The organism is Bacillus sp. FSL W8-0920 (genome assembly GCF_038593215.1).
Lineage (GTDB): Bacteria > Bacillota > Bacilli > Bacillales > Bacillaceae > Bacillus > Bacillus pumilus.
On sequence record NZ_CP151974.1, the window covers coordinates 3,437,772 to 3,460,855 of the forward strand.

The following is a 23,084-nucleotide window of genomic DNA, read 5'->3' on the forward strand; positions in this document are numbered from 1 at the left end:
GGCCTGCTTTGTTTACGAAACCTGCTTTCCAGCCTCGCCAAACACTGATTTTTCAAGAAGCTCTGCGACATCAAATGTACCTACCTGATCCTCTACTTCCTTTGCCTTCGTGCCATCTCCCAGCATCGTTAAGCAATAAGGACACCCTGAGCTAATGATGGACGGCTGCACCTGTAACGCCTGCTCCGTTCGGGCAGTGTTAATTCGGGTACCTGTCTCTTCTTCCATCCACATTAAGCCCCCGCCTGCACCGCAGCACATACCAGTTTCACGATGACGTTCCATTTCTCTCAGCGTCACACCAGGGATGGCTTTTAAAATGTCTCTCGGCGGATCATACACTTCGTTATATCTGCCTAGGTAGCAAGAGTCGTGGAAGGTGATGACCTCATTCACTTCATGTACAGGCGTTAGCTTCCCTTCTTTCACTAGCTCTGCCAGTAATTCTGTATGATGGTACACTTCTGCCTCAAGCCCGAAGTCTGGATACTCATTTTTAAATAAATTATAGGCGTGCGGATCAATCGTAACGATCTTTGTGACACCGTTTTTCTGGAATTCTTCAATGTTTTTCGCAGCAAGCTCTTGGAATAAAAATTCGTTTCCAAGCCTTCTTGGTGTATCACCAGAGTTTTTCTCCTTATTGCCTAGGATGGCAAAGGAGACTCCTGCTTCGTTGAGAAGCTTTGCAAAGGCAAGCGCAATCTTTTGGCTTCGATTGTCATATGCCCCCATTGAACCAACCCAGAATAAATAATCGAAGGTTTGATCTGCTTTATTCAACTCTTTTACTGTCGGCACATGCACATCTTCTCTCAGTTCACGCCAATTTTCTCTTTCTTTCCGGTTCAATCCCCACGGGTTCCCTTGGCGCTCTATACTTGTCATGGCACGCTGTGCATCTGCATCCATTTTCCCTTCGGTCAGCACAAGATATCTGCGCATATCAATAATCTTGTCGACGTGTTCATTCATGACAGGGCATTGGTCTTCACAGTTTCGGCACGTCGTACATGCCCAAATTTCTTCCTCTGTAATGACTTCACCAATAAGAGAAGGATGATACATCGAGCTGGCAGCCGATTCCTCTGCACCTGCTCCTCTCGCCTGCAGCGCCAGCTGATTTCCTGTTGTCTGCCTGAAGGCAAGCTGCGGAACCCAAGGCGTCTTCGATGTAATGGCGGCCCCTTTATTGGTTAAATGATCTCTTAGCCTTAAAATCAAATCCATAGGAGACAGCATTTTCCCTGTACCTGTTGCTGGGCACATATTTGTGCAGCGCCCGCATTCCACACAGGCGTAAAGGTCGATCAGCTGTGACTGACGGAAGTCTTCAATTTTTCCCACACCGAAGGTCTCTTGTGTCTCATCTTCAAAATCAATTTTTTGCAGCTTGCCTGGCGGGTCTAATCTACTGGCAAATACATTCACCGGTCCTGCAATGAGGTGAGCATGCTTTGACTGCGGGACATACACTAAGAATGTCAGCAAAATCAGGAGATGCACCCACCATGCGACATAAAAAACGACCGTTGCCGCAAGAGGTGAAATACCGCCCAGCAAGAAAGCAACACTGGATGCGATTGGCTCAGTTGGTGATAAAGGGTGTCCATGCCAGATGATATTCATCCCGTTCCCAAGTAAAACGGTCAGCATCAAGCCGCCAATAAATAAAAGCACTAGACCGGATTTAAAGCCACGCTTTAAACGGACAAGCTTCTCCACATACCTTCTATGGAACGCCCAAACAACAGCTACTAAAATGAGAAGTGTGACTACCTCTTGGAAAAAGGTAAAGACACCGTAAAGCGGACCTAAAGGGAGTCCACTATCTGGAACGAGTCCCTTCATAATAAAATCAAGGGCTCCGAACTGTACAAGGATAAATCCGTAGAAAAACAGCACATGAATGATGCCGCTCTTCTTGTCCTTTAACAGCTTCTTTTGCCCAAATACATTGACCCAAACACGCTCTAAGCGTTTTTTCATGTCTTGTTGGAACTCTTCTTTTTTGCCAAGACGAATGTACGCTGCTCGTGTTCGAATGAGATAAATAAACAAATACACAGCGTAAGCGGTCACCGCCGCAAATGCGATCATGTTCATGATTAAAAGGCTATTCATCTTGCTCCCCCTTTCATTCCCCAAAACCCACTTTGTTCCGTTTCTATGTTGTACCTCTATCATAAATAATGAATGAGTATTCAGTCAATATTTTTTACACGTTTGGGTACACTATTGAAATATGCAAAAAAGGAGGAAGCAACATGATCGCATTGATCATCCTACTCGTACTCATTGTCATCGTTTGCCTCATATTGTTAGACCTTTATATGGGAAAGAAATATTTTTCTACCCGCGCTTTTGAACGATCTTTTGATCAAACAAGCGGTGATGCCGCATTTTATCATGATGGCGAACCACTCTTTGATCAGTTGCTCACCGATATTCAGCACGCCTCTTCTTCTATTCATATGATGTTCTTTATTGTAAAGAACGACAAGATTGGTCAAAGGGTGTTACAAGCTTTGAAAACAAAAGCGAAACAAGGGGTTTCAGTCTTTTTGCTGACCGATCGACTAGGGTCCTATCCGTTTGATCAAAAGTCCATCGACATGCTAGAGAAAAGTGGCATCCAATTTTACTTTTTAAATAAGCCTCGTTTCCCTTTTTTGATTTATCGGTTAAACATGAGAAATCATCGTAAAATCACGGTGATTGATGGAAAGATTGGCTATATTGGCGGGTTTAATATTGGCGATGAATATGTTGGGAAAAAGGGTCGGTTTGGCATTTGGAAGGATTATCATTTGCGCATGACGGGGCAAGTTGTCGCAGATCTCCAGCATGTGTTTTTGAATGATTTATATCGGACATCTGGTATTCATCAGCTGCAATATGAGGTTTTTCCTGCTTTGGAACCGGGAACACTACAATGCACAACACGCGCGACTGCTGGTTTTTCTTTAGAAGCTTTGTTCCTCAAAGATATTCAGCAGGCGAGGAAACAGATCATCATCTGTACGCCTTACTTTATTCCATCTGCTCCTCTTCTGAGTGCACTGCTTGATGCACGCAAGCGAGGCGTTACGGTTGAAATCATCATCCCAATGAAAGCAGATCATCCACTCGTCAAAGAGGCTGGATTTCATTATTTGAAGGACCTCATTGCCTCCGGCTGCCTTGTTTATCGTTTTTATAAAGGATTTTATCATGCGAAAGCCATTCTAATTGACCAGAGACGCTGTATGATCAGTACGGCAAATTTTGATAAACGCAGCTTGTTTTTAAACGAGGAAGTAGACGTCGCCATTGATGATACCGACTTTACTGCCCACGTAGAGGAAAGGATTCGCGAGCACATAGAAGTGTCTGAGCTTATGACAGAAGAGAAATTGGCACAGCGTCCGCTTCTGTCACATCCGCTGGAATGGGTTGCCGCCATGTTCTCTTATTTTTTATAAAGGAGATGACCTATGCGTTATCGATTCGGTTATGTATCCAATGCCGTCACCTTGTGGGAGGCTTCTCCTGCCAAGTCGCTGACCTTTGCAAGATACAGCAAGCTCTCAAAGGAAGAAGGAAAAGAGGCGTTATTACGAACAACAAAGGCCAATCTCGTGAATACATTAAGAACGCTTTACTTTGCCATTGCTCATGATATCCCGCTTTACCGTTTTTCGAGTTCGATCGTCCCGCTTGCGACCCATCCCGAGGTACGATGGGACTTTGTGACACCTTTTCAAAAGGAGTTTCTTGAAATTGGCGAGTTGGTGAAACGGCATGGGCTTCGTGTGAGCTTTCACCCCAATCAGTTCACCTTGTTTACTAGCCCCAAGCCTTCAATCACAGAAAATGCCGTGATCGACATGGCGTACCATTATCAAATGCTTGAGGCGATGAAGCTTGAAAAGGAAGGCTATATGAACATTCATGTGGGCGGTGCGTACGGTGATAAAGATTCGGCGCTTCAACGTTTTGATGAAAATATCAAACAGCTACCAGCGCATATCAAGGCGAGGATGACGCTTGAGAATGATGACAAAACGTATACGTCGTTAGAAACGCTTGGTGTATGTGAAAAGCACGGTATTCCCTTTGTTTTTGATTACCATCATCACGTGGCCAATAAAGATGACGATGCCGCGCTTGAAGACATCCTGCCAAGAATGTTCGGCACTTGGACGAGCACTGGTATTCCGCCTAAAATTCATTTATCCTCACCGAAATCAGAAAAAGCCATACGCAGTCATGCAGATGGTGTAGATATGTCCTTTGTCTTACCGCTTTTTCATGCATTAAAACCGTATGGGCGTGATGTAGATTTTATGATTGAGGCGAAGTCAAAGGATCAGGCCCTTCTTAGACTCGTCGAAGAACTGTCTGCGATAAGAGGCAACAAGCGAACCGGCGGAGGAACCATTGAGTGGAAATCATAGAGAAAGGTTTATCTCTGTGTAAACAGGGGTAACAAAGCTATTGTGAGAAAGTAATCAACAGGAGGATATGAAGATGTCTCAGATCTATTCAATCCAAATCGCTGCGAAAGCATTGAATTTACATAAGCTTATTTCTCTTTATGAAAAATGCCACCAGGCTCAACATCGTCTATATGTGTATTCTAAAAAAACAATGTGTAACATCAAGAACATCGTAGAGCTTGAAACCTTCAGGCTCACTCACTTAGAATCTGACTACTTAATTGTCGTAGAGGGAAAAAAAGCGCAAGATCTCTTGCAGCCATTTGAAAAAGAGAAGGTTTCATAAAAAAGAGCAGCCATCAGGCCGCTCTTTTGTTATATCCACTCTTTCGTTAACCACACTTGTTTTGAAGCTGCATCCATTTTCACTTGTGCCCCAATTGGCATCGTAAGCATCGGGTGTGTATGGGCACAGTCAAAATCTGCGATGAGCGGTTTCTTTGTCTCTCCAAGCACCTCAAGTAAAATCTCGTAAGGTTCTTTGCCCGTTCCCTCATCATCAAACAGCTCATGTTTCCCCAAAAGAATCCCTGATACCCGCTCAAACACTCCATTTACTTTCAATAAAGAGAAGTTTTTTTCTACAACTGAAGCGGTTTTCATGCAATCTTCAATGAGGAGAATGTCTCCTGTTTGGATCGCTGGCATGAATTCACTGCCCCATATGCCGTACATTGCATTCAGGTTTCCGCCGATCAACCTGCCTTCTACCTGTCCTTCTATGACGCACAGCCAATCGTTCGGACGCTGCCCTTTATCACGTGTCTTTTCTTCCCAATTGATTCGTTCATCCGTCCAAAAGGGTGGTTTTTTGATCTGATAAGGAATGGATTGAGGCTGCATCAGGATGTCTTCGAACGACTGATATGTATAAGCAACGAACGGTTCAAACTCCCCAAAAGATGGAACAAGCGCCGGTCCGTAGAATACAGGCAGTCCCGTTTTTTCGTAAGCGGCTAAAAGAATCGCTGTCGCATCTGAATAACCGATCATGATTTTCGGATGTTGTTTCAGCAGCTCAAAATCAAGATAAGGCAGCAAACTATTTGAATTTGTCCCGCCAATCATTGACATGACGCACGCCAAGTCCTCTCGAGCCATTAGCTCATTCAACTCATTGGCTCGTTCTTGAATTGTACCTGAACGGTAGTGATCCTCTTTCCCTGTTAATGATCCTGGTACCACAAAGAATCCTTTTTGCTCAAGCCACTTCTTCGCCCGCTCATACCTAAGAGGCGAGGTCGCTGATGCAGGACTTGAAGGTGAAAAAATACCGATCTTATCGCCTTTTTGTAATCGCCGAAGCCCCTTCATTCCATCAGATCCTTCCTACACGAGTTTTTTCTATCCTAACAAAAAAAGACCCTTATCAAAAGGGCTTTATCTTTCTTTTTAATGACCAAACTGCGCTTCGTGCAGTCTGCTATATACGCCGCCCATTTGAATTAAATCTTGGTGGCGGCCTTGTTCTTCAATACCTTCCTCTGTCACGACAATGATACGATCGGTGTGTTTAATTGTTGCAAGGCGGTGGGCAATGACGAGTGTCGTCCTGCCGACAGCTAGTTCGCTCAGTGCATCCTGTATGGCTTTTTCTGTTTCTGTATCAAGTGCTGATGTGGCTTCATCTAGAATGAGAATGGACGGGTTTTTCAGGAACATCCGTGCAATTGATAGACGCTGCTTTTGACCGCCTGACAGTTTGACGCCGCGCTCACCTATCACGGTATTTAACCCTTCTGGGAAACGCTGAACGAGTTCCTCTAAATGCGCACTTCTTACAGCCTCCCAAATCTCTGCATCGCTGGCTTCTAAGTTCCCGTACGCAATGTTTTCACGAATGGTGCCTGAGAATAAAAAGACATCCTGCTGCACAATACCGATCTGCTGCCTTAAAGAAGACAATGTCATCGACTTTGTGCTTATACCATCAATCGTGATCTCCCCTTCATCCACATCATAAAAACGAGGCAGCAGACTGCAAATTGTTGATTTCCCCGCTCCTGAAGGGCCGACAAACGCAACCGTCTCTCCTTGTTTGATCTTTAAATCGATATTCTTTAACACATGACTGTGTTCATCGTAGCCAAATGTTACGTTTCGATATTCAATTTCACCTTTCAATCCGTGTACATCACGTGCTCCCTCTGTATCCTTCACATCCGGCTCTGTGTCTAGCAAATCGACATAGCTTTTAAAGCCCGCAATGCCTTTCGGATACATTTCAATGACCGTGTTGATTTTATCAATCGGTCTAAATAAAACATTTGTGATCAGAACAAATGCGATAAAGCCACCTGCCGTTAATTGACCTTGCAGGACAAACCATGTACCTGCGAGAAGGACAAACAGTGTCACAAGACGTGTGAGAATATAGCTAATCGATCCATTGACCGACATAATTTTATAAGAAAGAAGCTTCGCCTTACGAAAACGGTTGTTGTTTTCCGCAAAACGCTTTTTCTCGAAATGTTCATTGGCAAAGGCTTGAACAAGACGAATGCCCCCGATATTGTTTTCAACCCTCGCATGAAAGTCTCCAATGTCATTGTTGAGCTGTGTAATCGCCTTCGTCATCTTTTTATTAAAATGTAGGGCGAGCCAAATAATGACAGGCATGATGAGGAAGGTTAAAATGGCCAGCTGCCAGTTAATCATCAGCATGACTGCAAAGGCACCAAGAATCGTCATAATCGCTATAAACAAATCTTCAGGACCGTGATGCGCCACTTCTCCAATGTACATGAGGTCGTTTGTCATCCGTGACATGAGCTTCCCCGTTTTGTTGTTGTCAAAGAATTTAAAGGATAGTCGCTGAAAGTGATCAAACAGCTTTTTCCTCATATCTGTTTCAATATTGATGCCAAGCATATGCCCCCAATACGACACAATAAATTGCATAACCGAGCTGAGGGCATAAATGACAAACAGCGCAAGTGCCGTCCAGACAATGACTGTCCAGTTCCCTGTTGGCAACAATGTATCAATGAAGTAGTTCACGATAAGCGGGAAACCCAGTTCCATCAATCCAACGGCGACAGCGCAAAAGAAATCTAAAAAGAACAGACCTCGATAGGGCCTGTAATAGGCGAAAAAGCGTTTTAACATATGTAAAAGAACCTCATTTCCTCTATAATTGATAATCATTTTCAATTATAGAGGAATCCTCTTCAAAATACTAGATTAGGAAATGATTTCTTTGACTAGAAATCCTCATAGAACGCCAGAAAACAACCGAGCAAATGATTCCTTTAATCGCTCTTTTAAGCCTCTTTTATAAAAATGAACAGGTCCCATTTGCTCACATTCTTTCATATCTTCTTCATAATGTGCCATCAGCTGCTCAATGGGCTTTTTCGCGGCCGTAAAGACATTGACCTCAAAATTGAGCTGAAAGCTTCTCATATCCACATTTGCGGTACCGACAGAGGCAAGTTCTCCATCTGCAATCATCACTTTTTGATGCATGAAGCCCTTTTGGTAGTGATACACCTTGATGCCCTCTTTTAGGAGCTCAGAAAAATAGGACCGTGTGGCGTATTGTGTGAGAAAGCCATCATTGATCTCCGGAACCATCACCCGGACATCCACCCCTCTTGTCGCAGCAATTTTCAATGCCGTACGAAGGGATTCATTTGGGACAAAATAAGGTGTCGCAATCCAGACAAATTGTTTCGCATTTGAGATGAGTGCATCATATAAATCACTCATACTTTCTTTCATATCGGGTCCAGTTGGTACAACCTGAATGACATCCTCTCCCGTCACAGGATGCGGCGTATGATATTTCGGATCATCAATTAATACTTCATCTGAAACATACTCCCAGTCGAGCATAAACACAGAGTGAAGGGTTTGGACAGCCTCACCCTTTAACATCGTATGCGTATCACGCCAAAAACCGATATTTTCATCACGTCCGACATATTCTTTTCCGACATTTAACCCGCCAACAAATCCTGTCTTCCCATCAATGATCACGATTTTTCGGTGATTGCGGAAATTGATTTTTTGATTAAAGAAACCATATTTTAAAGGCAGAAAAGGAGCGACCTTGACCCCTGCCTGCTTCAAGCGTTTAATATCTTTTCGGGAGAAGCGAATGCTGCCAGCCGCATCATAGATGAAGCGAACCTCTACCCCTTCTTTCACTTTTTCTATCAAAATCTCCATCATCCGGTGCCCGAGGAAATCCGATTTGAACATGTAGTATTCTATATGGATGAACGATTTTGCCTTTTTTAATTCTTCAAAAATACGGGGAAACGTCTCCTCCCCATTTTTTAAAATGTCCATATCACTATTTGTGTTCACATGCATGCCTGTTGCTTTTTCTGTGTAATGAAAAAAAGTCCGCTGATTTTCGGTTAGACTTGATTCATCCGGCTTGCTCTCAAGCTCAGATATTCTGCGTAGTTTTTCACGGTTGTACATTCTTTTTGATTTGAATAAATGACCTTTCACATAGAGCTGTCCCGAGAACAAATAAAACATATAGCCAATGATTGGGAAAAAGATTAGCACATACATCCATAAGAGTGTGTGCTGTGATGTACGGTTCTCTAGCATGAGCGAGATGATACTAAATAAAATAATGGCGATATAAACTGCTGCGTACAACTGGACACTCCACGCCGGCACCGGCCACCAATACACCACATATGCCCCGAATATCATAAAATATAAAAATAAAAATTCCAGTCTCCTCTTTTTCACATTCTTCGCCCTCATTCTGTCTTTTTCTTTTCCATACCCTTTGCACAGCTTGTATGAAACGCACGGTCCACTTCTTTCTTCTAGCTTTTACAGACTTGGACCATTTGATCCGATATAATGGATAAATATGTGATGGAAAGGAAGATTTGTTTATGCATACACCACCTCCTTTAAAAAAAGACAGTCATCTTCGTGTCATTGCCCCAAGCCGAAGTGCCAGCATTTTATCAAAAGAAGGAATCGCTCAGGCAAAAAAGCGTTTAGAGATGTTAGGTTTCACTGTTTCCTTTGGACAGCACACGTTTGAATGTGACCTTCACTCCTCTTCATCTATTGAGCACCGCTTGTCTGATCTGCATGAGGCGTTCATGGATGATGAAGTTGACGGTATTTTGACAGCAATCGGAGGCTTCAATTGCAATGAGCTCTTGCCTTATATTGATTACGACTTGATTCGTCAGCACCCAAAAGTTCTTTGCGGCTACAGTGATATTACCGCACTCGCAAGTGCTATTACTGCCAAATGTGAGATGGTGACATACTCTGGACCCCATTTCTCCAGCTTTCAAATGGAACAGGGACAAGAGGAGCAGACCGCTATGTTTCAAGCCTGCTTGATGAATGGTAGTGAGTCTTTTAATGTGAATCCTTCGACAAAGTGGAGTGATGATGCGTGGTATCTTGATCAAGCGAACAGACAGTTTCATCCGACGAAATGGGGAATATATCAAAAGGGAACAGCCGAAGGTACCTTGTATGGCGGTAACCTTTGTACACTGAACTTACTGCAAGGGACATCGTTTATGCCTCATATTAAGGATGCCATCTTATTTGTGGAGGATGATGATTTGGTTTTCCCTGAAATGTTCGCCAGAGACCTCACATCCCTCTTACAGCATGCAGAATCCATTAAAGGGCTGATCATCGGACGCTTTCAGAAGAAATCCAAGATGACAGAGGAACATTTGAGATTTATCCTAGATAAGCACCCAATGCTCAAACACATTCCAGTGTTCTACGATGTCGATATCGGACATACACAGCCGGTCTTCACCTTACCGATTGGCGGAAACGTTCAGCTAGCGTGTGAAAATGGAGACGTGAAGCTGCGTATTCATTCATAACTAATAAAAGCCAAAAAGCACCCGAATATGTGGTGCTTTTTTCTATGCCACCAACTTTTTTAAAAATTTTTTAGAAAAAGTGATCCAACCCTCCATCCCCTTCGTTAAGTAGATGTAAAAAGAAAAGAGAGGAGGCAAAAACATGTTCTCTGATGTACTTAACCAATTATTCGATTCTATCTCTAACATTATTAATACACTTGGATAATTCTAATTAACGCACACATACTACATGCTTACCGAAGGGAGGATGCACTCTATGTTTTCTGATGTACTTAGTCAATTATTCGATTCTATTTCTAACATTATTAATACGCTTGGGTAATGTTCAACATCCGCTGTCTCTAGTAGATAGCGGATGTTTTTATTTAACAGATTCTGAATGGAATCAATTTAAATAACTATAAGGAACCTTGTTTGATTATCATCAATTCAAAAGACCTTTTATGAACTTGTTTCTACAAATCCAATTGGATGTTATGATCTATTAAAGGAATATATTAACTATATGAAGGAGATATAATGATAAAACGTTTGATTGGTTTGCTTTTTATTACCCTTTGTATTGTTGGATTAAGCTTCACTTCAAAAACTCTCACCCTTTCTGAAGAGGAATTAGATGAAAAGGTCATCCACGTATTGGACTCATTATGGGAAGAGCATGCATTGTTTAACTATCAAATTATCAAGACAGATCCCACAATTTCCATCGGCATCGATACTTCAAAAGATATGGCAAGTTTGCAATCTGTCTTAGAAAAGAAACTTCCTAAACAAGCATTAGAGGATTATGAAATTGAGATTTTTCAGAGAAATAAAAGTGATCTAAAAGCTGATTGATGAAAAACACGAAGAAACCCACTCTCGTTCCGAGCGGGTTTCTTCGTGTTCTTACATCTTTTCCGGTGCCGATACGCCAATGAGTTTTAATGCATTCGCCAGCGTAATTTGTGTTGCTTTCATGAGTGAAAGACGTGCTGTTGTTTTTGTTTCGTTTTCTACATCAATGACCTTCTCGGCATTGTAGAAGCTGTGAAGGGCTGATGCAAGGTCATAAATATAGTTCGTCACGCGGTGCGGAATACGCTTTTCAGCTGCTTCTGCTACAACTTCTGGGAAGCTACCAATGATTTTGAGAAGATCGTATTCTTTTTCCGATTGAATGTGAGAGAAATCTGCTTTTTCAAGGTTTGGCTCGTAGCCTTTTTCTTCCCCTTGACGCAGCATGCTGCAAATTCTCGCATGGGCATATTGTGCGTAGTACACAGGGTTTTCGTTAGACGTAGAAATCGCTAAGTCTAGGTCAAAGTCCATATGTGTCGCCGCACTTCTCATCGCGAAGAAATAACGAGTGGCATCTAGGCCTACTTCTTCAATCAGATCACGCATGGTGACGGCTTTTCCTGTACGTTTACTCATCTTCATCTTTTCACCGTTTTTGTATAGGTGAACGAGCTGAATGATTTCTACTTCAAGCTTGCCAGCAGGATATCCAAGTGCTTGAATCGCCGCTTTCATTCGAGGGATATAGCCGTGATGGTCCGCTCCCCAAATGTTAATGAGCTGATCAAAGCCTCTGTCTAATTTGTCTTTATGATATGCGATATCTGGAAGCAAGTAAGTGAAGCTGCCGTCTTTTTTAATGAGCACGCGGTCCTTGTCATCGCCAAAATCAGTTGAACGCAGCCACGTTGCGCCGTCTTCTTCAAAGACATAGCCTTTAGCGCGAAGTGTTTCCAGCGCTGGTTCGATTTTACCGTTTTCATATAAAGAGGTTTCTGAATACCATACATCAAATGGGACACGGAAATTCTCAAGGTCTACACGTAATTTCTCTAACTCATATTTTAAGCCGTATTCACGGAAGAACATCATACGCTCTTCTTCTGGCTCATGCACGAAACGGTCACCAAATTCATCTGCCAGCTTTTGCCCGATGCCTTTGATGTCTTCTCCTCTATAGCCGTCTTCAGGCATCTCTTTTTCAAGACCGAGCGCCTCAAAGTAACGTACCTCTACAGATAAAGCGAGGTTATTGATCTGATTGCCTGCATCGTTGATATAGTATTCACGGCTCACCTCGAACCCTGCTTTATCAAGGATGTTGCAAAGAGAATCACCTACAGCTGCTCCGCGGGCATGTCCAAGGTGAAGGTCACCTGTTGGGTTGGCTGAGACGAATTCAACTTGCACCTTTTGGCCGCCGCCTGTATTCGTTTCACCATATGCCTCTTTTGCTTCAAGGACAGCTGGGATCAGCTTTGTTAAATACTGATTGTTCATATAAATATTAATGAACCCTGGACCTGCGATATCCAGTTTTTCAATAGAAGCTTTCCCTTTATCAAACGCTTTGACAATGTCCTCTGCGATTTGACGAGGTGCTTTTTTTGCAATGCGGGCAAGCTGCATCGCCATGTTGGTGGAGTAATCACCGTGAGTTTTATCTTTCGGCACTTCTAAAAGGACATCTGGTACCTGGCTTTCATCAGCAAGTCCTGCTTTGACGACTGCCGCAATAATTTCTTCCTTTAACGCATCTTTGACCTGTTCTGCGATATTCATGAACGTAAATCCTCCTTATACGAAATCGATAATGTATGTAAATGCTTTTGATCTTCCCCTGTCAGCATATCGTACGTAATGTGCAGCAGTCCCTTGTCCACATCGAGATCAATGCCATGTGTGTGTACATCAAGCTGTAGTGTACCGAATGGCATCGTGTAATGTGTGACGGTCGTTTCTCCAATGAGAAAGCGCTGCTTCATTTGAATGGCCCCTGATCTCATGACAAAAATTTCTTTTTCACTCATTTTCACAACGGTTTTTACTTGACCCATTTCATGTTCTTCATGGTAAGTGAGATACGTTTTGTCATTCTTTTCTTGATACGTTCCAGTCGTGCGGAATTCGATCGTTTCAGCCGGCTCCGTCTCTGGTTTCATCACTGACTTTACATGAATTGAAATTTGGTTTTGTGTCATTTTGCACTTCCTTTGCTAAGACCCGTTTAACTAAAATAGTATACCATATTCATGATCGCCTATCATACCATCATTTCTCTTCTTCACTGCGATTAAACTTCGTTTTTGATCTTACACCATCCCTTTAGAAAAAAAGAAACAGGAAACTCACTAATACCACCAATCCAGCCTTTACGCCCATGTCTTTTCTTTTGATTAAATAAAAAAGAGCTTGTACGCCTGAACTTGCCAAAAATGCCTAAAAAAAATCAAATGGCACGATCTGTGCTCGCTTAAATACCACCTGCATGAATAACGCAATGGCCGTCAGATAGAAAAAGCCTCGATCTTGAAACAACCCCAACATCTCTTCCTTTGCTTCCTTTTTCGAAGCAAAAACGGGCGGCGCAGCTGCGAGCTCTCGTTTCAGCGTGAGAAAACCCGCCGCTAACACACAAAAGGCGAGAAGCACCATCAATATAGAAGAAAACATGAACTGCCTCCTTTATTTTTTGATCCATGTAAAAAAAGAGCTTGTCCACATGAGATGACAAGCTCCTCTATCAAGGTGTTATTTCACAAATCCAAGCAGCATTTCGCGTAAAAGCTTGCTCGCTGTATTCGCTGTTTGGTCGGAATGATCGTATACAGGTGCTACCTCTACGAGGTCTGCACCGACTACTTGAACCTCAGATCCTGCAATGGCATGAATGGATGCAAGCAGCTCTTTTGATGTAATACCGCCAGCATCCACCGTGCCTGTACCAGGTGCATGAGCTGGATCGAGTACATCAATGTCGATCGTCACATAAACTGGACGCCCCTTCAGCTTTGGCAATACTTGCTTCAACGGCTCCAGCACTTCAAATTTAGAAATGTGCATGCCCGCTTCTTTTGCCCATTCAAATTCTTCCTTCATCCCAGAACGAATCCCAAAAGAGAACACATTCTCAGGTCCAATGAGTCCTGCTACTTTACGAATCGGGGTAGAATGAGACAGAGGCTCACCCTCGTATTCCTCACGAAGATCCGTATGTGCGTCCATATGGATAATCGCCAAATCAGGATATTTCTTATGCATCGCGCGGAAAACCGGCCAAGACACAAGATGCTCGCCGCCCATTCCTAATGGAAACTTCCCTTTTTCTAAAATGCTGTCGACATACTCTTCAATTAAGTCCAAGCTTTTCTGAGCATTTCCAAAAGGAAGCGGAATGTCACCGGCATCAAAGAATGGTACTTCGTGCAGCTCACGATCTAAATAAGGACTGTATTCTTCTAATCCAATCGAAACTTCACGAATACGGTTTGGACCAAAACGTGAGCCTGGTCTATAACTGACGGTCCAATCCATCGGCATACCGTATAAAATGACTTTTGCATCTTCCCATGTCGGATGACTTCCAATAAACACTTTTCCTGAATAAGCCTCGTCGAATCTCATGCAAGATTCCTCCTTTTACGCTTCAAAAAATGCGCAAACTGTTATTTGCGCATTTCCTCTTCGCTTCATTTATTTGATTAAGTCGCTCACAAATTTCGGCAGAACGAATGCTGCTTTGTGCAATTCTTTTGTGTAATATTTCGTGTCAATATCAAAGAAACGGCTGTCTTCTACAGCAAGTGGATCATATTTTTTTGAACCGATGGTAAATGTCCAAAGACCACTTGGATACGTTGGAATATTCGCTGTATAAAGCTTCGTGATTGGGAAAATCTCTTTCACATCACGCTGTACATTTGTAATCAGCTCAGGTGTGAACCAAGGGTTGTCCGTTTGTGCCACGAAAATACCGTCTTCTTTGAGTGCTTTTGAAATTCCTGCGTAAAATCCTTTAGAGAACAGGTTCACAGCTGGTCCAACTGGTTCAGTTGAGTCCACCATGATAACATCGTACTCATTGTCAGCTTCAGCAATATGCATAAAGCCGTCTCCAACTTTGACATCTACACGAGGATCGTCTAGTTTCCCAGCAATCGAAGGAAGGAATTTTTTCGAGTATTCGATGACTTTGCCATCAATATCAACAAGTGTCGCTTTTTTCACACTTGGATGCTTCAGGATTTCACGAATGACACCGCCGTCTCCTCCACCTACGACAAGAACATTTTCTGGGTTTGGATGAGTGAAAAGAGGAACATGTGCCACCATTTCGTGGTATACAAACTCATCTTTCTCAGACGTCATCACCATACCGTCTAAAAACAGCATATTGCCAAACTCTTCTGTTTCCACCATTTCTAAATGCTGAAAATCTGTTTGTTCTGTGTGAAGGGTTTTGTTCACCTTCAAAGTAATACCAAAATTCTTCGTTTGCTTCTCTGTATACCAAAGTTCGCTCATTGTCCATCTTCCTCTCATCCAATAATAAACAAACATCTATTGTTAGCGCCTTTAACGGCTATGACTATATCGATTGTCCAAGAAAAAAGTATAGTGGATTCATATCAAATTGTAAAGAACTGCATGAGTTCTCTTCAATTTTAATGCACGCTCTTGCAATCATTTGTTTAAAACGGTTTTCTTTGTTCCATACTGATAAAAAACCGTCAAAATGGGGGCTTTGCATGGACACAATCATGAGTAATAAAAAAATCCGCATGACCGTGAAAACGATTCGAGCCTGTTTTTTTATTGGCTTGCTCGCTTTTCTATTTGCAGGCACTGTCTTTTTGACGATTCTTTTAATAGCCAAATGGCAAGGCGCCCCTTCTGTTCAAGTTCCCCAATCTACGACGATTTATGCAGCCGATGGTTCAAAGCTTGGAGAATCCAGCTTTGGAGAAAAGAGATATTGGGTGCCCTTAAAGGACATGTCCCCTCATATCAGGCAGGCAGCTGTAGCTGTTGAGGATAAAACCTTTTATGAGCATCATGGCTTTGATGTGAAACGGATGGCGGGTGCTGCAGTGGCTGATATTCGTGCCATGGCTAAGGTACAAGGCGCAAGCACGATCACCCAGCAATATGCACGAAATCTGTATTTAGATCATGATAAAACGTGGAAGCGAAAATGGAATGAAGCCTTTTACACGATTCGCTTAGAGCAAAACTATACAAAAGATGAGATTTTAGAAGGATACTTGAACACCATTTATTATGGTCATGGAGCTTATGGCGTGGAAGCGGCGTCCCGTCTGTATTTCGGGAAAAAAGCGAAGAATTTAACTCTCGCTGAATCTGCCTTACTTGCCGGTATCCCAAAGGGCCCTTCTCTCTACTCCCCTTATGTGAATGAAGAGAAAGCCGGCGCAAGAAAGAATATGATTCTGAGGCACATGCAAGAGGACGGCATGATTACGAAAAAGGCAGCCGCTGAAGCCGCGAAAGAAAAACTGTCCTATCGCCCTTTGCAAAAGAAGCAGCTGCAAGCAAAGCAAGCTCCGTATTTTTATGATGATGTGATTCGTGAGTTGAAACAAAGCTTGGGGTTAACTGAGGAACAGATCGAAACTTATGGCCTTCATATCCAAACGACTTTAAATCCAGAATTACAGAAAATGGCTGAGAAGACGTTAAAAAGCACAATCTATTCGAAATCAGATATCCAAATCGGCTTTACTGCTATCCATCCCCAAACAGGTCATGTACTCGCCCTCATCGGGGGAAGAGATTATGAGAAAAGTCCATTCAACCGAGTGACACAAGCGAAAAGACAGCCCGGTTCAACAATGAAGCCTCTTCTTTATTACATTGCCTTGCAAAATGGGTTTACACCAGCAACCGTCATGCGCAGTGAAGAAACGGTTTTTGAGCTCGATGATCAAGGAAGCGGTGCTGCTTATTCACCAAGCAATTACCATGGCTATTACGCAAATGATGGCATTACGATGCTTCAAGCCTTGGCGCTGTCTGATAATATTTATGCCGTGAAAACCCATCTATTTTTAGGAATGGAACAGCTTGTACGTGCGGGCAAAACATTTGGCATCAACGAAAAACTAGATCAGGTGCCATCACTTGCCCTAGGCACGTCTCCTGTCAAACCAATTGAAATGACCAATGCTTACGCAATGCTTGTCAATGGCGGAAAACGAGTCAAACCCACCTTTATTACAAAAGTAACGGATGCTAAAGGCAACGTGCTTTTTGAAGAAAAACAAAAACGAGAGCAAGTCCTAGATGAAAAGGCAGCCTTTGTCACCACCGACATGATGTCAGGAATGTTCAATGATCAGTTAAACGGCTATACGAGTGTCACTGGCCGCACCATTATGAAGGATCTCACGCGAACATACGGAGGAAAATCGGGAACGACAGGAGCCGACAGCTGGATGATCGGCTTCTCTCCCCAGCTCGTCACAGGTGTGTGGACAGGCTATGATAAAGGGCGTACCATTGACTCGGTCGAAGAAACAGCCTATGCAAAAAAGATATGGGCATCTTTTATGGAATCAGCCCTCTCCAAACAGCCAGCCTCCTCCTTCATGCCGCCAGACGGCGTAAAAGGTGTGTATATCAATCCAAAAACCGGCGATCTCGCAGGCCCAGGATGTGAATCAAAGGTATTCACCTATTTTATAGAAGGAACGGAGCCGACAGGTGTGTGCTACGGTGCTGAGGATAAATCATCTGAGCAAGATCCAGTTCAAGATCAAAAGCCAAAGAAATGGTGGGAAAAGTGGTTGAAACGTTAAAAAAAGACATGAAAAACCCCGAGATTTACATCTCGGGATTCTCCATGTCCTAGCTTTAACACCAGTTTACTCAAAAACCAGCTGGAATTGGTAGCAATTCGCCATTCTTCACAAAAATTTCACAATTATTCAGGGACAGACAATCCTTCTTTTAATTCATCTGTGGATGCTTCCCATAGTGCTTCATTATGACTCTTCAAGAAATCAGCCAGCACCTTTTTCGATACATCATCCATATGACTGACGACGATATTTCGCTTCATTGATTTATCCATGAAATTCACATGCTCTGGAAGCGACTTATACCCGCGGCGGATTGAACGGTCGACGGTCATTTCGCAAGCCGTCACACCCGCATAATAAGGACCTTCTTCTCTGCGGTCAATGGTCACCCATACGAGCCAATACGGCTTTCCGTTCGGTACCTCTTCTTTGCTTTTCAAGAATTTAATTCCTTTTTCCACGGCACTTCTTGCATGCATCGCACCAATATCAATGACAGCTTCCTTTTCCTCTACGTCAATGATCACCGGCGAAATGTTATCTAGGCTGAGCGCACCAGCTCCAAAGCCTCCGTGTCCGTCGGTTGCATCTGTTTTTTTAATGATGTTAAAACCAATTGGTTTCTTCTTTTTACCTTCCATTCATTAAACCTCCTAAAGCAGCGGCTTCAAAATAAGATTAAACCATTGAATGATTTGATCCCGCATTCCGATCAATGGACCAAAAATAAATTGTCCTAGCGGCGTGATCACGAATATGAGAAAAATAATGATCCCATATTGTTCGAATTGCGTCATTTTCGCCCGGATACGGGGGCTGACGACGTCCTCAATAATACGATACCCATCCAGCGGCGGAATTGGCAATAGGTTAAATAGGAATAAAATGACATTCAAGTTAATAAAGATTAAGAAAAAATTATCGACGCCCGGCTCAAAGCGCATGAGCGACTCCCCGCCAAACTTCTGAAGAAGCACGTACACGAAAAAGCCTAGAAACGCCAACACTAAGTTACTTAAAGGGCCAGCAATCGAGACGCAGATTCCTGCTAAGCGCGGGTTTTTAAAATGGTAACGATTGACCGGTACAGGTCTCGCCCAGCCAAACCCGGCGACAAAGATCAAAATCGTCCCAAATACATCGAGATGCTTCAGTGGATTTAATGTGAGTCTCCCTTGGTTTTTAGCTGTCGGGTCGCCGAAACGATACGCAACATATGCATGCGCCAGCTCGTGCATCGTAAATGCAACAACAAGCGTAATGGCGACATATGGAATCAGTTCTAATGGATACACAAGAAATTGGTTCAAAGGCATGAATCCCTCTTTCTTTCTATACAATGATTTACTTCATTCAGTATACTATAAGAAGTCCCTTAAACTAAAGGGAAGCGTAGCATGAAAGGAAAAAGGAGGTTTTCACATTGCCGATTGTCACCGTACAAATGCTTGAAGGAAGAACAGACGAGCAGAAAAGAGCGCTTGTGGAGAAAGTCACTGATGCCGTTGTTGAAACAACAGGCGCAGGGGCAGAAAAAGTCTCTGTCATTATTGAAGAAATGAAAAAAGAACACTATGCCGTAGCAGGAAAGCGAATGAGCGACCTGTAAGCATATAAAAAGGACAAACACTTTTCCGGTGTTTGTCCTTTTGTCTTCATTCTTATCTGTACCACGCTTTGTTACGGTTCACTTGATTTTTATGAGCCGCATCAAAGAAATCGACAGTGTAGGAATAATCATAATTCATTAAGCAGACAATGCCGCTTCCTTGAGGGTCGTGCGGTAAGCCAAAGTTATGGCCGTATTCATGCGTAGCCGCTTTTGCTGTATTCGCTGTTCCTTGGTCAAGGTTAACGGCGAATGCACTTCCGCTTGGTGCACTATTGTAGACATAAGCGATTCCGCCAGCATCAAAGTTTGGATTTGCTGTAAATCCAGTGACAAAATCGTATCCTCTGCCATCAAAGCTGCGCGCAAGGTTAGACAAAATTTGCTCTGCATTTGATCCCGAAGACGTCCAAGATCCTACTGCTTGTACGACAAAGTCGACATCATGATCACGGTTAAAGGTGACGTCCGCTTGCTCGATGATGCTGACAATGCGCGTCTGCCAGTCACTATATTTCGCACGATACTGCGCATCTGCTACAGCATAGACCGTTACTTTTTGACTGCCTGTACTTGCCTTTGTTGAAATAGAATCTCCTGTATTCGCCTTAAAGGTTCTAGAGCCCACCTGCTTACCAGACTCATCTAATACCTTTGTTGTCACATCTCGTTCAATTGGAGGTGCTTTCGTCAAATCTTTAAAATCGTTTGCCTTTGGCAATCCCTCACTAATATGTGTTTCGAACGGCGCATGACCATGATCATGCCCATGACCAGCACTCGCGACTGGTGCTGAAGCTGAACTTACTCCCGGTAACAAACTACCTACCAATAAAAATGACAAAAAGACTGAACGCTTTTTCATTCCTATCCCTCCTTTGATTTTCACAAAGTTATATATTCACTGAAAATTCACCATTTTCCTTCTGTTCAGTCAAAAACAGGGAATTAGATACACAGGAAGAAAGTCGAAATACGTCATATTCACTAATTTTTCGGATATTCCGACACAGATTTCATCGAAAAATAGCGCTTTTGGTCTGGGTCATTTACTTAATAAACTCCCATGGTTTTAAGAAATGATGTCATGGACTCAATGACACATCTGAAAGAAACAAAAAATGATATTAGAAAAGATAAAGTCATACTTTACTGATACCAATTATACTTCTTTACGATTCTACCTTATGATGAAAAACATAAAACATGGCTATTTCAAAACAGAAGGGACGATCCGCATGTCTGAAAAAAAGCACATACAATTTGGATTAATGTTACATGGTCCGGGAGGTCACATGAATGCGTGGAAGGATGAATCAGTTCCAGCAGATGCAAGTGTTAATATTGATTACTATCAAGCGATGACAAAAAAGGCAGAAGCAGCGGGTTTCCGTTTTGTCTTTGTCGCAGATGGCTTATATATTCATGAACATTCGATTCCTCATTTCTTGAACCGATTTGAACCATTAACCATCTTATCCGCTCTTGCTGCAGTCACCAAACAAATTGGACTTGTGGGGACCGTATCCACTTCCTACAGTGAGCCCTTTACCATTGCCAGACAATTTGCCTCCTTGGATAAGTTAAGCAGAGGCCGGGCAGGATGGAATGTTGTGACTTCACCGTTAGAAGGTTCTGCTGAAAATCACATCATCCGTTCTCATCCTAGCCACTCCCTTCGATACGAAATTGCAGAAGAGTATTTACATGTAGTGAATGGGCTTTGGAGTTCATGGGAAGAAGATGCTTTTATAAGAGATCGTTCAACAGGTGTCTTCTTCGATCGAGATAAACTGCACACATTAAACCATCATGGGAAACACTTTTCTGTCAAAGGTCCTTTAAATATTGAACGATCTGAACAAGGGCAGCCCGTGATTTTCCAAGCAGGTGCTTCAGAGGCAGGAAAAGATCTAGCCGCAAAAGAAGCAGACGCTGTATTTACAAATGCCGATTCACTTGAAAAGGCAAAAGCCTATTACCGTGACGTGAAAAATAGAGCCGAAGCGCTTGGTCGAAAACCATCCGATATCAAAATATTCCCTGGCATCCACCCGGTTACAGGGAAAACAGTCGAAGAAGCAGAAGAAAAATATGAAGCCATTAAACATCTAGTCTCTATTGAAGAAGCCCTGCATTACCTCGGCAGATTCTTTGATCATTTGGACTTTAGTCAATTCCCGCTTGATGAACCTTTTCCTGATATAGGTGACGCTGGTTCAAACAGCTTTCAATCTACAACAGAATCCATTAAAAAAATGGCCAAAGAACAAAATTTGACCTTAAGAGAAGTCGCTTTACAAGTGACCACTCCAAAAAGTGCCTTTTTCGGCACTTACGAACAAGTGGCTGACAAATTGATTCAATGGATCGAAGAAGATGCCGCAGATGGATTTATTTTTGGCGCTCCGATTCTAGCTAGTGGTTTATCCGAATGGACAGAGCATGTGATCCCGGTTTTGATAGAAAGAGGATATTATGATCCTAATTATCAAGCTCATACCCTTCGCGAAAATTTGGGTCTGCCTATTAAGAAGAATCAGTTTCTTAAACAAACCGTAAAATAAACATGAAAGAGGGGTCAGCACAAAGGCTAACCCCTTTTTCATGTTGTTCGATGCAATCGATTTTCAATGAGATCAATAAACTGGAGTACAGCTCTTCCAGGCGCATCATTTGTTTTCCTCAATAGACCAACTGGCGGGGACACTTGAATGCCCTTTATTTCTAATACCTTTGTACCGGGGAGTGTAAAAGAATGGGCGGTTCGAGTAAAAAGAGACACTCCTAATCCAGCCTGAACATAGTGTTTATGGGACATGCTGCTCGTAATCTCTAACTTATTGTAATTGGTCCCAATGACGTTAACGATTTGTTGTTCAATTTGGATGCGGATGGGGCAATTGTGAGGTGTGAATAATATGGTTTCATTTTCTAAATCTGTTACCTCCGCTGCATCTTTTTCCGCCAATCGATGGGAAGACGGAACCAACAAAACAATATCATCTTGAAAAAGCGGCTTATAGCTATTTTCCATCGAAGCTTCTGGTGCGCCGCAAATCGCAAAATCAATCTCATCATGGGAAAGCAAGGAACTCAGTGTATTTGCATCTGCTACTTGCACAGAAAATTCTACATTCGGAAACCTTTCCTTGAATTCTGCAAGAAGCGATGGGAACTCTAAGCTGGCTGTGGGCTCAGAAACACCGATGCGAATGAACCCCGCAATGCCTACCTCTAAATCTTGGAGCGTTTTCGTCAGTTTCTCATATTCATTGAGTAAAGAATTGGCTCTTTCATAAAAAAGCTGTCCTGATGCTGTTAACTTTAAGGTCTTCCCTCTTTCTAGAAGCTTCTCTCCAATTTCCTCTTCTAAATGTTTGATGTGCAAAGTAATGGTTGGCTGAGAATAATTCAGCGCTGCTGCTGCTTTTAAAAAATTTCCGTATTTCACGATGGTGGCAAAAGTGCGTATCGCTCGAATCTCCATGAAAACCCCTCTTCTCCCTGTATTTTAAATATCTGAATCGTGTATTTATGATTACTAATT

Annotated in this window: 21 protein-coding genes; 8 read left to right on the top strand and 13 right to left on the bottom strand. The window is 42.7% G+C overall.

Annotation, left to right across the window (positions count from 1 at the left end):
* Positions 1 to 12 precede the first annotated feature (12 nt).
* Positions 13 to 2,124, bottom strand: coding sequence for a heterodisulfide reductase-related iron-sulfur binding cluster (locus NSS78_RS17695; RefSeq protein ID WP_327839488.1), 2,112 nt, complete (start codon positions 2,122 to 2,124; stop codon positions 13 to 15).
* Between the two features lie 143 nt (positions 2,125 to 2,267).
* On the opposite strand from NSS78_RS17695, the gene cls (NSS78_RS17700) reads away from it, so the two are divergent.
* The 3 genes from cls (NSS78_RS17700) to NSS78_RS17710 all read left to right on the top strand — a co-directional run bounded on the left by cls (NSS78_RS17700) (position 2,268) and on the right by NSS78_RS17710 (position 4,767).
* The gene (gene cls, locus NSS78_RS17700) at positions 2,268 to 3,464 is read left to right on the top strand and encodes a cardiolipin synthase (RefSeq protein ID WP_284907437.1); all 1,197 of its coding nucleotides are present in this window, start codon (positions 2,268 to 2,270) and stop codon (positions 3,462 to 3,464) included.
* 12 nt (positions 3,465 to 3,476) lie between these two features.
* The gene (uvsE, locus tag NSS78_RS17705; protein ID WP_327839487.1) at positions 3,477 to 4,439 is read left to right on the top strand and encodes a UV DNA damage repair endonuclease UvsE; all 963 of its coding nucleotides are present in this window, start codon (positions 3,477 to 3,479) and stop codon (positions 4,437 to 4,439) included.
* A gap of 73 nt (positions 4,440 to 4,512) precedes the next feature.
* Entirely contained in the window at positions 4,513 to 4,767 is a 255-nt protein-coding gene (locus tag NSS78_RS17710) for a hypothetical protein (protein WP_003215306.1), read from the top strand.
* Between the two features lie 29 nt (positions 4,768 to 4,796).
* Here NSS78_RS17710 and NSS78_RS17715 read toward each other — a convergent pair whose 3' ends face one another.
* From NSS78_RS17715 to cls (NSS78_RS17725), 3 genes are all read right to left on the bottom strand, one after another.
* Complete coding sequence (locus NSS78_RS17715) at positions 4,797 to 5,795, bottom strand: S66 peptidase family protein (protein ID WP_212045644.1); 999 nt, start codon at positions 5,793 to 5,795, stop codon at positions 4,797 to 4,799.
* 78 nt (positions 5,796 to 5,873) lie between these two features.
* Positions 5,874 to 7,589 (bottom strand): ABC transporter ATP-binding protein, encoded by a 1,716-nt coding sequence (locus tag NSS78_RS17720; protein ID WP_327839486.1) that lies wholly within the window; start codon positions 7,587 to 7,589, stop codon positions 5,874 to 5,876.
* Between the two features lie 105 nt (positions 7,590 to 7,694).
* Positions 7,695 to 9,197 carry a cardiolipin synthase gene (cls, locus tag NSS78_RS17725; RefSeq protein ID WP_050944457.1) on the bottom strand — a complete coding sequence of 501 codons (1,503 nt, stop codon included), beginning with the start codon at positions 9,195 to 9,197 and terminating at the stop codon, positions 7,695 to 7,697.
* A gap of 152 nt (positions 9,198 to 9,349) precedes the next feature.
* On the opposite strand from cls (NSS78_RS17725), the gene NSS78_RS17730 reads away from it, so the two are divergent.
* Together NSS78_RS17730 and NSS78_RS17735 are read left to right on the top strand one after the other, a co-directional pair.
* Positions 9,350 to 10,321, top strand: a complete 972-nt coding sequence (locus NSS78_RS17730; RefSeq protein WP_212045645.1) for a S66 peptidase family protein — start codon at positions 9,350 to 9,352, stop codon at positions 10,319 to 10,321.
* 522 nt (positions 10,322 to 10,843) lie between these two features.
* A complete protein-coding gene (locus NSS78_RS17735; protein WP_106066072.1) occupies positions 10,844 to 11,161 on the top strand; it encodes a hypothetical protein in 318 nt (105 codons plus the stop codon).
* Positions 11,162 to 11,212: 51 nt separating this feature from the next.
* Here the strand turns inward: NSS78_RS17735 and argS are convergent, their stop codons facing one another.
* The 5 genes from argS to speE form a co-directional block, all read right to left on the bottom strand.
* Positions 11,213 to 12,886 carry an arginine--tRNA ligase gene (gene argS, locus NSS78_RS17740; RefSeq protein ID WP_050944459.1) on the bottom strand — a complete coding sequence of 558 codons (1,674 nt, stop codon included), beginning with the start codon at positions 12,884 to 12,886 and terminating at the stop codon, positions 11,213 to 11,215.
* Positions 12,883 to 13,305 (bottom strand): DUF1934 family protein, encoded by a 423-nt coding sequence (locus tag NSS78_RS17745; RefSeq protein ID WP_003215400.1) that lies wholly within the window; start codon positions 13,303 to 13,305, stop codon positions 12,883 to 12,885. The genes argS and NSS78_RS17745 overlap by 4 nt, the downstream gene beginning before the upstream one ends.
* A gap of 238 nt (positions 13,306 to 13,543) precedes the next feature.
* Positions 13,544 to 13,777 (bottom strand): hypothetical protein, encoded by a 234-nt coding sequence (locus NSS78_RS17750; protein ID WP_309216049.1) that lies wholly within the window; start codon positions 13,775 to 13,777, stop codon positions 13,544 to 13,546.
* 78 nt (positions 13,778 to 13,855) lie between these two features.
* Entirely contained in the window at positions 13,856 to 14,728 is an 873-nt protein-coding gene (gene speB, locus NSS78_RS17755; RefSeq protein WP_003214818.1) for an agmatinase, read from the bottom strand.
* A gap of 69 nt (positions 14,729 to 14,797) precedes the next feature.
* On the bottom strand, positions 14,798 to 15,628 hold the full coding sequence (gene speE / locus NSS78_RS17760) for a spermidine synthase (protein ID WP_003214614.1): 831 nt from the start codon (positions 15,626 to 15,628) through the stop codon (positions 14,798 to 14,800).
* Positions 15,629 to 15,852: 224 nt separating this feature from the next.
* Here speE and NSS78_RS17765 point away from each other — a divergent pair, with 224 nt between their 5' ends.
* Positions 15,853 to 17,922, top strand: coding sequence for a transglycosylase domain-containing protein (locus tag NSS78_RS17765; RefSeq protein WP_137054258.1), 2,070 nt, complete (start codon positions 15,853 to 15,855; stop codon positions 17,920 to 17,922).
* Between the two features lie 125 nt (positions 17,923 to 18,047).
* On the opposite strand, the gene NSS78_RS17770 is transcribed toward NSS78_RS17765, so the two are convergent.
* Both NSS78_RS17770 and NSS78_RS17775 read right to left on the bottom strand, forming a co-directional pair.
* Positions 18,048 to 18,566: a YwhD family protein gene (locus NSS78_RS17770; protein WP_253622063.1), complete on the bottom strand. Its 519-nt coding sequence runs from the start codon at positions 18,564 to 18,566 to the stop codon at positions 18,048 to 18,050.
* A gap of 12 nt (positions 18,567 to 18,578) precedes the next feature.
* Entirely contained in the window at positions 18,579 to 19,241 is a 663-nt protein-coding gene (locus NSS78_RS17775; protein ID WP_309216052.1) for a site-2 protease family protein, read from the bottom strand.
* Positions 19,242 to 19,348: 107 nt separating this feature from the next.
* Between NSS78_RS17775 and NSS78_RS17780 the strand changes: the two genes are divergently transcribed.
* Positions 19,349 to 19,534 (top strand): 2-hydroxymuconate tautomerase, encoded by a 186-nt coding sequence (locus tag NSS78_RS17780; protein WP_003214939.1) that lies wholly within the window; start codon positions 19,349 to 19,351, stop codon positions 19,532 to 19,534.
* 52 nt (positions 19,535 to 19,586) lie between these two features.
* Here the strand turns inward: NSS78_RS17780 and NSS78_RS17785 are convergent, their stop codons facing one another.
* Positions 19,587 to 20,399, bottom strand: coding sequence for a zinc-dependent metalloprotease (locus tag NSS78_RS17785; RefSeq protein ID WP_050944464.1), 813 nt, complete (start codon positions 20,397 to 20,399; stop codon positions 19,587 to 19,589).
* A 373-nt stretch (positions 20,400 to 20,772) separates the two neighbouring features.
* Between NSS78_RS17785 and NSS78_RS17790 the strand changes: the two genes are divergently transcribed.
* The gene (locus NSS78_RS17790) at positions 20,773 to 22,101 is read left to right on the top strand and encodes an LLM class flavin-dependent oxidoreductase (RefSeq protein ID WP_309216054.1); all 1,329 of its coding nucleotides are present in this window, start codon (positions 20,773 to 20,775) and stop codon (positions 22,099 to 22,101) included.
* 38 nt (positions 22,102 to 22,139) lie between these two features.
* Here NSS78_RS17790 and NSS78_RS17795 read toward each other — a convergent pair whose 3' ends face one another.
* Positions 22,140 to 23,024, bottom strand: coding sequence for a LysR family transcriptional regulator (locus NSS78_RS17795; RefSeq protein ID WP_106032098.1), 885 nt, complete (start codon positions 23,022 to 23,024; stop codon positions 22,140 to 22,142).
* Positions 23,025 to 23,084: the final 60 nt, after the last annotated feature.